The organism is Phenylobacterium sp., from assembly GCF_044371015.1.
Taxonomy (GTDB): Bacteria; Pseudomonadota; Alphaproteobacteria; order Caulobacterales; family Caulobacteraceae; genus Phenylobacterium.
Map to the genome: position 1 here is coordinate 1 of NZ_JBILUK010000091.1, position 11,869 is coordinate 11,869.

General features: G+C 68.8%; 14 protein-coding genes. 9 read left to right on the top strand and 5 right to left on the bottom strand.

Annotation, left to right across the window (positions count from 1 at the left end; translation table 11 throughout):
* Nucleotides 1-957, top strand: a 957-nt coding sequence (locus tag ACIQ3R_RS09440; protein ID WP_397417714.1) for an adenosine deaminase, incomplete at its 5' end; no start/stop codon positions are given.
* Here ACIQ3R_RS09440 and ACIQ3R_RS09445 read toward each other — a convergent pair.
* On the bottom strand, nucleotides 939-1,697 hold the full coding sequence (locus ACIQ3R_RS09445; protein WP_397417717.1) for a DUF2306 domain-containing protein: 759 nt from the start codon (nucleotides 1,695-1,697) through the stop codon (nucleotides 939-941). The two genes, ACIQ3R_RS09440 and ACIQ3R_RS09445, sit on opposite strands and share 19 nt — an antisense overlap.
* Nucleotides 1,698-1,833: 136 nt before the next feature.
* Between ACIQ3R_RS09445 and ACIQ3R_RS09450 the strand changes: the two genes are divergently transcribed.
* Nucleotides 1,834-2,484, top strand: a complete 651-nt coding sequence (locus ACIQ3R_RS09450) for an AraC family transcriptional regulator ligand-binding domain-containing protein (protein ID WP_397417719.1) — start codon at nucleotides 1,834-1,836, stop codon at nucleotides 2,482-2,484.
* Between the two features lie 42 nt (nucleotides 2,485-2,526).
* Nucleotides 2,527-2,898, top strand: a complete 372-nt coding sequence (locus ACIQ3R_RS09455) for a helix-turn-helix transcriptional regulator (protein WP_397417721.1) — start codon at nucleotides 2,527-2,529, stop codon at nucleotides 2,896-2,898.
* Here ACIQ3R_RS09455 and ACIQ3R_RS09460 read toward each other — a convergent pair.
* Nucleotides 2,886-3,308 carry a GNAT family N-acetyltransferase gene (locus ACIQ3R_RS09460; protein ID WP_397417723.1) on the bottom strand — a complete coding sequence of 141 codons (423 nt, stop codon included), beginning with the start codon at nucleotides 3,306-3,308 and terminating at the stop codon, nucleotides 2,886-2,888. The two genes, ACIQ3R_RS09455 and ACIQ3R_RS09460, sit on opposite strands and share 13 nt — an antisense overlap.
* 86 nt (nucleotides 3,309-3,394) lie before the next feature.
* On the opposite strand from ACIQ3R_RS09460, the gene ACIQ3R_RS09465 reads away from it, so the two are divergent.
* From ACIQ3R_RS09465 to ACIQ3R_RS09475, 3 genes are read left to right on the top strand one after another with little or no spacing between them, the layout of a single operon-like run.
* The gene (locus tag ACIQ3R_RS09465; RefSeq protein ID WP_397417725.1) at nucleotides 3,395-4,621 is read left to right on the top strand and encodes a parallel beta-helix domain-containing protein; all 1,227 of its coding nucleotides are present in this window, start codon (nucleotides 3,395-3,397) and stop codon (nucleotides 4,619-4,621) included.
* Between the two features lie 7 nt (nucleotides 4,622-4,628).
* On the top strand, nucleotides 4,629-5,681 hold the full coding sequence (locus tag ACIQ3R_RS09470; protein ID WP_397417727.1) for an SO2930 family diheme c-type cytochrome: 1,053 nt from the start codon (nucleotides 4,629-4,631) through the stop codon (nucleotides 5,679-5,681).
* On the top strand, nucleotides 5,678-6,475 hold the full coding sequence (locus tag ACIQ3R_RS09475; RefSeq protein WP_397417730.1) for a CAP domain-containing protein: 798 nt from the start codon (nucleotides 5,678-5,680) through the stop codon (nucleotides 6,473-6,475). The genes ACIQ3R_RS09470 and ACIQ3R_RS09475 overlap by 4 nt, the downstream gene beginning before the upstream one ends.
* On the opposite strand, the gene ACIQ3R_RS09480 is transcribed toward ACIQ3R_RS09475, so the two are convergent.
* The gene (locus ACIQ3R_RS09480) at nucleotides 6,457-6,816 is read right to left on the bottom strand and encodes a DUF6152 family protein (RefSeq protein ID WP_397417732.1); all 360 of its coding nucleotides are present in this window, start codon (nucleotides 6,814-6,816) and stop codon (nucleotides 6,457-6,459) included. The two genes, ACIQ3R_RS09475 and ACIQ3R_RS09480, sit on opposite strands and share 19 nt — an antisense overlap.
* Nucleotides 6,817-6,936: 120 nt before the next feature.
* Here ACIQ3R_RS09480 and ACIQ3R_RS09485 point away from each other — a divergent pair, with 120 nt between their 5' ends.
* The 3 genes from ACIQ3R_RS09485 to ACIQ3R_RS09495 are packed head-to-tail and all read left to right on the top strand — an operon-like array spanning nucleotide 6,937 to nucleotide 9,486.
* Entirely contained in the window at nucleotides 6,937-8,025 is a 1,089-nt protein-coding gene (locus ACIQ3R_RS09485; protein ID WP_397417735.1) for an NADH:flavin oxidoreductase, read from the top strand.
* Nucleotides 8,026-8,083: 58 nt separating this feature from the next.
* Nucleotides 8,084-9,064 (top strand): cysteine synthase A, encoded by a 981-nt coding sequence (gene cysK, locus ACIQ3R_RS09490; protein ID WP_397417737.1) that lies wholly within the window; start codon nucleotides 8,084-8,086, stop codon nucleotides 9,062-9,064.
* Nucleotides 9,061-9,486: a very short patch repair endonuclease gene (locus tag ACIQ3R_RS09495; protein WP_397417739.1), complete on the top strand. Its 426-nt coding sequence runs from the start codon at nucleotides 9,061-9,063 to the stop codon at nucleotides 9,484-9,486. The genes cysK and ACIQ3R_RS09495 overlap by 4 nt, the downstream gene beginning before the upstream one ends.
* Before the next feature lie 116 nt (nucleotides 9,487-9,602).
* Here the strand turns inward: ACIQ3R_RS09495 and ACIQ3R_RS09500 are convergent, their stop codons facing one another.
* Both ACIQ3R_RS09500 and ACIQ3R_RS09505 read right to left on the bottom strand, forming a co-directional pair.
* Entirely contained in the window at nucleotides 9,603-10,052 is a 450-nt protein-coding gene (locus tag ACIQ3R_RS09500; RefSeq protein ID WP_397417741.1) for an OsmC family protein, read from the bottom strand.
* On the bottom strand, nucleotides 10,052-11,836 hold the full coding sequence (locus ACIQ3R_RS09505) for an acyl-CoA dehydrogenase C-terminal domain-containing protein (RefSeq protein ID WP_397417743.1): 1,785 nt from the start codon (nucleotides 11,834-11,836) through the stop codon (nucleotides 10,052-10,054). Before ACIQ3R_RS09505 ends, ACIQ3R_RS09500 begins: the two co-directional genes overlap by 1 nt.
* Between the last annotated feature and the right edge of the window lie 33 nt (nucleotides 11,837-11,869).

An 11,869-nucleotide genomic window follows, 5' to 3' on the forward strand; every position in this document is an offset into this window, starting at 1 on the left:
ATCGAGGGCAGTCTCGAACCCGAGCTGATGTTCGAGCTGGCGCGGCGTAACCGGGTGAGTCTGCCGTTTGCGAGCGTCGAAGCGGTGCGTGCGGCCTATGCGTTCGCCAACCTGCAGGACTTCCTGAATATCTATTATCAGGGCGCGGGGGTGCTCCTGACCGAGCGGGATTTCGAAGACCTGGCGCTTGCCTACTTCGACCGGGTCGCCGCCGATGGCTGCCGGCATGTCGAGCTCTTCTTCGATCCCCAGACCCACACGAACCGAGGTTTGCCCTTCTCGGTCGCGATCGAGGGCTTGCTGGCTGGCATGGCGAAGGCAGAGCGGCGGCATGGGATCACCTCGTCCCTCATCCTCTGTTTCCTGCGTCACCTCGACGAAGACGCCGCCTTCGCCACACTGCGCGCCGCCGATCCCTGGCTGGACCGCATCCTGGGCGTCGGTCTGGACTCCTCCGAGGTTGGCCATCCGCCTTCGAAGTTTGCTCAGGTGTTCAAGGCCGCCGGGGAGCGTGGCCTCAAGCGCGTCGCCCATGCCGGTGAGGAGGGGCCGCCGGCCTATGTATGGGAGGCGCTGGATGTCCTGCACGTCGACCGAATCGACCACGGCAATCGGGCGCTGGAGGACGAGACCCTGATCCGCCGCCTGGCCGCCGACGGCGTGACGCTGACCGTCTGCCCGCTCTCCAATCTCAAGCTCTGTGGGGTCGACGACCTTGCCCGCCACCCGATCAAGCGCATGCTCGACCTGGGCCTGAAAGCCACCATCAACTCCGACGATCCGGCCTATTTCGGCGGCTATCTCGGCGCCAACTGGACGCAGACGGCGCAGGCGCTGGACCTGTCACGCGAGCAGCTGATCACCCTCGCAAGGAACAGTTTCCAGGGTTCGTTCCTGCCGCCTGAGGCCGTGGCCCGCCATCTCGCGGACATCGACGCCTACGCCGCTAAAGCCTGAGCCATTCGCGGTCCCCACATGAAGGCCGCCGCCCCGCCGATGCCCAGGAGGGTGAGCAGGGTGCAGGCGACCACCACCCCGGCCACGATGAGCTTGCCGCGCGTTCCGGCGCGATCCCGCGCCCGCATGTAGAGCTCGAGTAAGGCCAGCGGCACGAGATAGGCGCCGAAGCTCAGGAACATGTCGAATGGCCCGTCGAGGTTTTGCGTCATCCCCACGGGCCCCTGGTTAAGGATCACCCAGGCCATATAGCCGAGCCGCTGGAACCACACGCCGCCCGCGACGACGAAGAGGCGCAGCGCCCATCGACCATGGGCGGCATAGTTCCCCGACAGCGCCGCACGCAGCGCCAGGGCCCCGAAGGCCAGCATCATCACCGCGTTCAAGCTGACGCCCAAAGCCGCGGACAAACCCATCGTCGCGCCCCGCACCCAGACCAGGTGAAGTCCGCCGATGGCCAGGATCAGGCCGGACAGCAGAAACATGCGGCCGTTCCACCGATGCACGGCCGGCGCCCGGCGCCTCAGGCCCGGAACGAGCTGAAGGGCGCCCATCAGGCTGATGGTCACGGCGAAGACCATGTGGCCCGCGAACACCAGATTGCCGAGCGCATCGCCGGCGACATAGGCCTTCAGCGTCGTCTGGCTCCAGGCCTCTGGCTCGCCGCGGATTGCGGCGGATCCGTAGGTGGTCGCCACGTAGGTCGCGAACAGCACTTGGCCGGCCAGGGCGGCGATCACCCAAGCGGTCGCCGCTCCGGCAAGCAGGCGGCCAGGCCTTGATGCAAGCCCGGCGTCTGCGCTCGAAAACCTGTCAAACAATCGGCGGCCCTTTCCTTGCCTTTCCGCCAGCCTATTGTCTGGATCTCCGCCCACCATGACCGCCGACATCAATTCCATGACCGATGCGCGCAATCGCCAGGGCCCCACGGTGTCGGCAGGATACGCCCGGGCGCTCTTCGAACTTGCGGTCAAGCTCGGCGCGGATCCTGTTGCGCTGGGCGGACAGGCTGGCCTGACGCTCTCGGCGTTGGACGACCCCGACGCCCGGGTCCCCTTCACCCGGTTCAAGGCCCTGATGCGCGCCGGCAAGGCGCTCTCGGGCGAGCCGGCTCTGGCGCTCCGGTTCGGCGCCGCCTCGCCGCTCCAGAAGATCTCCATTGTCGGATTGGCGGCCTATGCGGCTGAGACCGTCGCCGGCGCCCTGACCCAGCTCAACCGCTTCGGCCGGTTGGTGGTCGAGGCCGAGGGGCTGGGGGCGGAGGATCGTTTCGTGCTGGTCCGGCAGGATGGCGGAACCTGGCTTGAGGATCGCCGCGCCGATCCCAACGCCTTTCCTGAACTCACCGAATCCACCTGGGCCCGCTTTATCCGCGAATTCGCCCACTTCCACCCCGGGCGGCCCTATGTGAAGGCCGTGCATGTCACCCATCCGCCACCGGCGCACGCGGCGGCTTATCCGGAGGCGCTGGGCGCGCCGGTGACGTTCGACAGTGACCGGAACGCGCTCCTGGTCGATGACGACTAGCCGAACTGGCGGATCGGGCGGCCGAACCGTTACGTCTTCGGTGTGTTCAGCCGGCATGCCGAAGATCTGCTCAGGAGCCTGGAAGCCGCCGCCAGCCTTCGAGCCAGGATCGAGCGCCTGCTGATCCCTATCCTGCACACCGGAGAGACCGGCATGGACCGAATCGCCCGCGAGATGGGTCTGAGCCGCGCCACGCTGTACCGTCGCCTCCGCACGGAAGGCCTGAGCTACGAAGACCTGCTCGATGACCTGCGCGCGCGGATGGCGCGCCACTATCTCGACGGCCAGAAGGTTTCACTGGCTGAAGCCGCTTACCTGACCGGCTTTTCCGACCCCAGCGCCTTCTCCCGCGCCTACCTGCGCTGGACCGGGCGGCGACCCGGCGCGGCGCGGCGGGCGCCTCAGAGGTCGTAGGTGTAGTAAGCGAAGGTGTCGCTTTCAGCGCCCCGGCCCGCATAGAGAGCCCGCGCGCCGTCGTTGTCCATTTCCGTAGCGACCCAGGCGGTTTCGCACCCGTTCTCCCGGCCCCATGCCACCAGCTCATCCAGCAACCGCCCGGCGATGCCTTCCCGTCGACGTGACGGCGCGACGCCCAGGTTGTCGATGTAGAGGCTCGACGGCGTGTCGGGCTGCAGGTTCAGAACCCCGCGCGCCTGACCGATCACCACCCCGTCGGCGGCGATGGCGCAGACCATCAGATGGCCCGGCGCGGCCAGGTAGGCGGTCAACCTGTCCGGCTCGACCGCCTCATCGAAGATGTCGTCGTCATAGGCCGCCAGCAGGGCGGCGTCGGCGGGCGCCATCCGGCGAATTTCGACGTCCATCTCCCCAGCTTAAGGACTTGCGCGCGGGCTGTGAACAACGCCAACGTCATGGGAACACGGCGCAGGGAGACGCCGGGAGGAGTTCCATGATCCGCTTCGCTTCGACTTCGTTCCTTGGCGCCCTCGCGGCCGCCACGGTCCTGACAACCGCCGCCCACGCCGCCACCCTCACCGTGACGCCGGGGCCCGACGCCCAGGAGCGGATCCAGACCGCCTTGCTCGACGCCAAGCCGGGAGACACGGTGATGATCGCCGCCGGGCGCTACGAACTGGCCGATGGCCTCTCGCTGGATGTCGACGGCGTGACAGTGAAGGGCGCCGGGCCCGACGCCACCGTCCTGTCGTTCAAGGGTCAGAAGGGCGCCGGCGAGGGCCTGCTGATCACGTCGGATCGGGTCACCGTGCGCGACCTCGCGGTCGAGGATTCCCGGGGCGACGGGGTGAAGTCCAAGGGCTCCGACCAGATCAGCTTCATCAATCTGCGCGTCGAATGGATGGGTGGTCCCAAGGAGTCCAACGGCGCCTATGGCGTCTATCCGGTCTCCTCGACCAACGTGCTGATCGACCGGGTGCTGGTGCGCGGCGCCTCCGACGCCGGCATCTATGTCGGCCAGTCGAAGAACATCATCGTCAAGCGCAGCCGGGCCGAGTTCAACGTCGCCGGGATCGAGATCGAGAACTCGATGAACGCCGATGTTTTCGACAACGTCTCGACCCGCAACACCGGCGGCATCCTGGTGTTCGACCTGCCGAACCTGCCGCAGATGGGCGGTCACTCCACGCGCCTGTTCCGCAATCGCGTCGTACAGAACGACACGCCCAACTTCGCCCCCAAGGGCAACATCGTGGCCGGGGTGCCGGTCGGCACCGGCATCATGGTGATGGCCAACCGCAACGTGCACATCTTCGACAACGACATCGACGGCAACCAGTCGACGGCGGTCATGCTCGTCAGCTTCACCCAGGCCTTCTACGACAAAACCTACAATCCGCTGCCCCGCGACGTGGTGGTGCGCGACAACAGGATCGGCCGTAACGGCTGGAGCCCGGCGTTCAGCGGCGGCCCGGCGATCGCCCAGATGCTGGGTGGAACGATCCCGCCCATCATGTGGGACGGGGTGACCGAGCATGCTCAGAACAACGAGCAGGTGCGCGTTCGCCTCACCGACGGACCGGTGCTGAACCTTCGCCTGCCGGGTCCGGGACAGGTGGATAAGGCCCGTCCGGAGGTCCTCAAGACCTTCGGCGACGCCCAGATCGCCGAGCCCGCCCCCGTGGTCCTCCCCAAGGCCCAGGCCGACCTGGGAGCTTGATGCAGTCATGCGCCGGTTTGCTTTCCTCGGCGCGCTTCTCTGCCTGGGCGCGGCCCCAAAGCCCCCGCCGCCGGCGCTGGATCTGATTCTCGCCGAGACGCCGGCCCCCCGGCTCGCGGACTACCGCCTGTTCACCGACGCCGGCGCGCGGCGTCCCAATGCGGGGTTGACGCTCTATGGGCTGAACGCGCCCCTGTTCAGCGACTATGCCGAGAAGCACCGGCTGGTGTTCCTGCCGCCGGGAACGGCCGCGAGGTATGACGCGCAAGAGGCCTTCGCGTTTCCCGTGGGCGCGGTGCTGGTGAAGACCTTCGCCTATCCGGCCGATCTCCGCCGCCCCGGCGTGGATGAACGCTACGTCGAGACCCGGCTCCTGATCCGCAAGCCCCAGGGCTGGTTCGCGCAGACCTATGTCTGGAACGCCGATCAGACCGAGGCGGTGCTGAGGCGGGCGGGCGCGCGGATGGAGGTGGCGGTCACAGGCCATGACGGCAAGCCGCTCACCATCGACTACGCCGTCCCCAACCAGAACCAGTGCAAGGAGTGCCATCAGCGCGACGAAACCCTGACGCCTTTGGGGCCGAAGGCGCGCAATCTCAACGGCGACTTCGCCTATGCCGGCGGCCCGGAGAACCAGCTCGCGCACTGGTCGAGGAGGGGCCTGCTCGTCGGCGCGCCATCGCCCTCTCGGGCGCCCCGGACGCCGCAGTGGGATGATCCCAAGGCGCCGCTGGAGGGCCGCGCGCGGGCCTATCTCGACGCCAACTGCGCCCACTGCCACGACCCGCGCGGCGTCGCCTCGAACTCGGGCCTGTTCCTGGCGCTGGAGGAGACGAGGCCGCCCGCACTCGGCGTCGGCAAGGGTCCGGTGGCGGCGGGGCGCGGCGCAGGGGGCCTTGCGGTCGGCATCAAGCCCGGCGATCCGGACGCCTCGATCTTGGCCTACCGCATGGCCTCGACCGAGCCCGGCGTGATGATGCCCGAACTGGGCCGGTCGGTGCGGCATGAGGAGGGGCTGGCGCTCGTTCGGGCCTGGATCGCGGCGATGCCCGCGCCGTGAGTCTGCGCCGGCGATCGGTTCTGTCCGCCGGGCTCGCGACCCTCGCCATCCCGGCCTCGGCGCAGGCGCCCCGGGACTCCGCGCCCTCGGCCTCGGATGTCGCCGCCTGGGCGCGGTACGCGGCGCGGCTTGACGCGAGGTCGGTCGACGCCGGCGGCGGTCGCTTCGATCCCGCGGCCGCGAACCGGGTGCTGGGCCTCGCCAACGCCGCCCGAGACCAGGCCAGGGTCGCACCGCTTGCGCCGGACCCGGAGCTTGAGCGCGCCGCCGCCGCTCACGCCGCCGACCTGGCGGCGCGGGGCTATGTGGAACACCTCTCGCCCGAGGGCTTCGATCCCAGCCACCGCCTCTGGCTTGTCGGCCGAACGCTCATTGGGTCGCCGTCCGAGAACATCGCCTTCCATCGGGGCGGAAGCGCCGGGCCCGCTGACCTGATCGCGATCTGGCGGCGCAGCCCCGGACACTGGCGCAACCTGCTGCGCCCCGACCACAGTCACGCGGGCTTCGCCGTGGTCCGGCGCAACGAGCGGGTCTGGCTCGTCGGTCTGTTCGCCCGGCCCCTGGCGTGGCTGCCGGCGCCCCTGGCGTTGCGGCCGACCGCGCCGGAAACCGCGACCGCCCTGGCGAGCCTGCCGGACGAACTCCGCGCGCGCATCACGTCACCGCAGGGCGCGCGCCCGGGGGCATCGGGCGGCGCACGTCAGATCACAGCGATGCGGGACGAGGGACCCGGCCGGCTCGGAGCCATCGGCGGCCCGATCCTCCTGCCGCTGTCTCAGGACCGGGCGGGATAGAGGTCGTAGGTCTTGCCGCCGACCGTCAGCCGCTCGGTTTTCATCTCGCGGGTTCCATCGATGCGCTTGTGACCCCGAGCCACCACCTGCGCGCCCCTGGGCACGGCGTCGAGCTTCAGGCCCGACCGCTCGATCGCCGCCGGCGGCGCCAGCATCACATCCCACAGGCCGTCGCGAGCGCGCACCTTGATCAGGCCATGCGGCTGACCGAGCGAGGCGGTCTCGATCACGCCGGTCACCTGACCCTCAGCATCGTCATAGGCCGCCCACCCGTGGTGCGCGCTCGCCGCGCCGGCGCCCATCAACAGCGCGGCCGCCGCCGCCATCGTCCATCCGCGCATCGTCGATCCTCCGGAATGAGGCGTCAGAGTTAGGCGCTGCAAGCGGCGCCAGAAAGGCTGGATTGCCCGCCCCGACGTCAGGGGCCTATAGGCGCCCAAGTCCTGAACAGGAGCGCCCCCTTGGCCGACCTCTTTTCGCCGCTCAGCTTTCCCCGCGGCCCCGCGATGTCCAACCGGTTCATGCTGGCGCCTCTCACCAATCTTCAAAGCCATACTGACGGAACGCTATCCGACGACGAGTTCCGCTGGCTGACGATGCGGGCGCAGGGCGGCTTCGGCCTGACCATGACCTGCGCCGCCCACGTCCAGGCGGTGGGCCAGGGCTTCCCCGGCCAGCTCGGCGTGTTCGGCGATCAGCACCTTCCCGGCCTGACGCGGCTGGCGAGCGCCATCAAGGCGGCCGGCAGCGTCTCCTCGCTGCAGATGCACCATGCCGGCATCCGCTCCCCTAAGGAGATCGTCGGCCAACCGGTCGGCGCCTCCGAAGATGCCGAGACCGGGTCTCGCGGCCTCTCGCTCGGCGAGACCGAACAGCTGGTGGAAGATTTCATCGCCGCCGCTGTCCGCGCCGAGCAGGCGGGGTTCGAGGGCGTGGAGATCCATGGCGCCCACGGCTACATCATCGCCCAGTACCTATCGGCGGAGACCAACCGGCGTGAAGACCGCTATGGCGGCAGTCCCGAGAACCGCGCCCGGATCGTGCATGAGATCATCGACGGCGTGCGCGCGCGCTGCGGCGCCGACTTCCAGCTTGGCCTGCGGCTCTCGCCGGAGCGGTTCGGCCTGAAGCTGGCCGAGATCCTCGACCTGTCCCGCGCCCTGCTGGCGGGCGGCAAGCTCGACTTCCTCGACCTCTCGCTGTGGGATGTGTTCAAGACCCCCATCGAAGAGGAATTCCAGTCCCGGCCGCTGATCGACTGGTTCATGGACCTGCCGAGAGGCCAGACCCGCGTCGGCGTCGCCGGCAAGGTGACCAGCCCCGCCATCGCCGCTGAGATGCTGTCCAAGGGCGCCGATTTCGTGCTGATCGGCCGCGCCGCCATCCTGCACCACGACTTCCCGAAGCTCTCGCGCAACCCCGACTTCACGCCCATCCCCAATCCGGTCACCCGCGAGCATCTGCGCGCCGAGGGGCTGGGGCCGGCCTTCGTAGAATACATGGCCACCTGGAAGGGCTTCGTGGCCGAGCCCGAGGCGGTGACCGCCTGACGGCTTCCCCGTCCTCGCCGCCGGGACTAGGGTTTCGCGAAACAATCGGGAGGTCCAGATGGACGCCAAGACCTACGACGCCGCCCGCTATCGTCGCGCCGGGCGCGGCCGGATTTACGACTCCGTGCTCGACCTGATCGGTGATACGCCGCTGGTGCGCCTGCCGCATCTGACGGCGGCGCTGAAGCCCAAGGGCGAGGTGGTCGCCAAGCTCGAATTCTTCAATCCGCTGGCCTCGGTGAAGGACCGGATCGGCGTCTCCATGATCGAGGAGCTTGAGTCGACGGGCCGGCTCCAGCCCGGCGGCCGGATCGTCGAGCCCACTTCCGGCAACACCGGCATCGCGCTCGCCTTCGTGGCCGCCGCCAAAGGCTACAAGATCACGCTGGTCATGCCCGAGAGCATGTCGATCGAGCGGCGAAAGATGCTCGTGCTGCTGGGCGCCACGCTCGAATTGACCCCGGCCGAAAAGGGCATGGCCGGCGCCGTCGCCCGCGCCCGCGAGATCGTCGAAGCCACGCCGGGCTCGGTGATGCCCCAGCAGTTCGACAACGCCGCTAACCCGCTGATCCACCGCGTCTCCACCGCCGAGGAAATCTGGAACGACACCGCCGGCCGCGTCGACGCGGTGATCTCGGGCGTCGGCACCGGCGGAACCATCACCGGCGTCGGTCAGGTCCTGAAGGCCAAGAAGCCTTCGGTGCGCATGGTGGCGGTCGAACCCTCGGCCTCGCCGGTGCTGTCGGGCGGGGCGCCCGCGCCGCACAAGATCCAGGGCATCGGTGCGGGCTTCGTCCCCTCGATTCTCGACCGCGGCGTGATCGACGAGATCATTCAGGTCTCCAACGACGACAGCTTCGCCATGGCCCGCCGCGTGGCGAAGGAGGAGGGCATCCCTGTCGGCATCTCCTCCGGCGCGGCGCTCACCGCCGCCTTCGATCTGGCCAGCCGCGACGAGATGGCCGGCAAGCTGGTGGTCGCCATCATCCCCAGTTTCGCCGAGCGCTACATCTCCACGGCGCTGTTCGACGGGCTTTGAACTCAACCGACGTCTTCGACCCCGCCAAGCGCTCGGCCGTGATGCGCCGGGTCAGGAGTCGCGACACCACGCCGGAGATGATTGTGCGCAAGGCCCTTACCCGGCTCGGCGCGCGCTATCGCCTCCATCGCGCCGACCTGCCGGGGCGGCCGGACATCGTCATGCCGGGTCGAAAGCTGGCGATCTTCGTCCACGGCTGCTTCTGGCACGGCCACGACTGCCCGCGTGGCGCGCGGGTCCCCAAGCAGAACCGCGACTACTGGGTGGAAAAGGTCGCCCGCAACGTGACCCGTGACGCGCGAAACGGCGACGCGCTCGCGACGCTGGGCTGGCGGGTCGAGGTGGTCTGGGAGTGCGACTTGAGAGATGCGGAGGGCATGGAGTCGCGACTGGCTCACATCCTCACCTCCCCCGTCGCTTAGGCGCCCGAGGGAGGTGGAGGGGGCGAGGATCAAACACCGCGCTTGCCGCTCGCCCCCTCCACCACGCCCTCTACGGGGCGTGGTCCCCCTCCCGCCGCTTCGCGGGGGAGGTGAAGCTAAGCCATCACCACCTCTGTCTTCACCGAATTCGCGATGAAGCATTCCTCATGCGCCTCGTGGTGCAGGCGATCCAGGGTCGCCGCGTCGGGCGCAGCTCCGTCCCATTCGATCTCGGGTTTCAGCGTCACGCGGGTCACCGCCATGCGCCCGCCCTCGACTTTCTCCATCACGCCCTCGGCGGCGTCGCGATAGGCGACGGCCACGAACCCGGCCAGCCGCGCCCGGTGCAGAAAGGTCAGCATGTGGCAGTTGGCGAGGGCGGCCACGAACATCTCCTCGGGATCCACGCCGCCCGCCGCCGCCCACTTGCCGACCACGTGGCGCGAAGCGGTGGCGGGAACCTCATGCGCCTCGAAACGCACCACATGGCCGCGGCTGTAACGCCCGGCGGCGAAGTCCTCTCCGGGCTTCAGGGTCCACTCCACCGCCGCGCGATGGCGGCTCATCAGAAGGCCTCGGCCGGCAGCGCCATCACCAGCTCCGAGCCGGTCTTGAGCCGGGTCAGGCGGGTGGCGGTCTCCGGCAGGATGCGGGCCATGTAGTAGCGGGCGAGCGTCAGCTTGGTGGCGTAGAAGGGGTCGCTGTCGCCCCCGTCGATGCGCGCCTGGGCCGCCTTGGCCTGCAACGCCCACATGTAGGCCAGCGCCACCAGCCCGAAGAGATGCAGATAGTCGGTCGAGGCCGCCCCGGCGTTGTCCGGATTGGCCAGGCCGTTCTGCATCAGCCACATGGTGGCCTCCTGCAGTTCGCCTTTGGCGGCGGCGAGCGGGCCGGTGAACGGCGCCATGGCCGCGCCCGCTTCCGCGTCGCAGAAGGCATCGAGTTCGGCGAAGAAGCTCATCACGCCGCGTCCGCCCTCGGCCGCCAGCTTGCGGCCCACAAGGTCCAGCGCCTGCACGCCGTTGGTGCCCTCGTAGATCAGCGCGATGCGCACATCCCGCAGGTACTGGCTGGCCGGGAAGTGCTCGGTGAAGCCCGAGCCGCCGTGCACCTGCATCGCATCGGAGCAGACCTGGAAGCCCCGGTCGGTCAGGAACGCCTTCACCACCGGCGTCATCAGCGCCATGTAGTCGCGGCCCTTCTGCCGCACCGTCTCATCCGGGTGGGCGTGGCTGAGGTCGCCGTGCAGCGCGGTCCAGGCCATGAAGGCGCGGCCGCCTTCGACGATGGCGCGGGCGTCCATCAGCATGCGGCGCACATCGGGATGCACGATCACCGGGTCAGCCAGACCGTCCGGGTTCTTGGGGCCGGTCAGCGAGCGGCCCTGGAGCCGGTCCTTGGCGAAGGCGGCAGCGGCCTGATAGGCGGCCTCGGCCTGGGCGATCCCCTGCAGTCCCACGCCCAGCCGCGCCTCGTTCATCATCACGAACATGATCTTGAGGCCCTGGTTCTCCTCGCCGATCAGCCAGCCTGTCGCCTCTTCATGCGAGATCACGCAGGTGGCGTTGCCGTGGATGCCCATCTTCTCTTCCAGGCCCAGGCACTTCACCGAGTTCCGTACCCCGGGATTGCCGTCGGCGTCGGGAATGAACTTCGGCACGATGAACAGGCTGATGCCGCGCACGCCGGCCGGCGCGCCTTCGATGCGGGCCAGCACCAGGTGGACGATGTTTTCGGTCAGGTCCTGCTCGCCGCCCGAGATCCAGATCTTCTGACCGGTGATGCGATAGGTTCCGTCCGCCTGGGGAACCGCCTTGGTGCGCAGCAGGCCGAGGTCGGTGCCGCAATGCGGCTCGGTCAGGTTCATCGTGCCCGCCCACTGGAACGAGCAGAGCTTGGGCAGATACAGCGCCTTCTGTTCGTCGCTGCCGCCGACGTGGATGGCCGAGTAGCAGCCGTGGGTGAGGCCCGGATACATGGCGAAGGCCATGTTGGCCGCCGAACTCATCTCCGAGAACGCCACGTTCACAACGTGGGGAAGTCCCTGGCCGCCATAGGCCGGGTCCGAGCCCAGCGCAGGCCAACCGCCCTCGACCAGCTTGGCGTAGGCGTCCTTGAAGCCCGCGGGCGTGGTGACGCTGTGGTCCGGATGCCAGGTGCAGCCCTGCTTGTCGCCGACGCCGTTCAGCGGCGCCAGCACCTCGCCGGTGAATTTGCCCGCCTCCTCAAGAATGGCCTCGACCGTGTCCATCGACGCGTCGGCGAAGGCCGGCAGGTTCGCATAGCGCTCCAGCGCCAGCACGTCGCGCAGCAGAAAGGCGTAGTCGCGGACAGGCGGCTGATAGGTCATTCAATCAATCCCACATTTTGACCGTCATGGCCT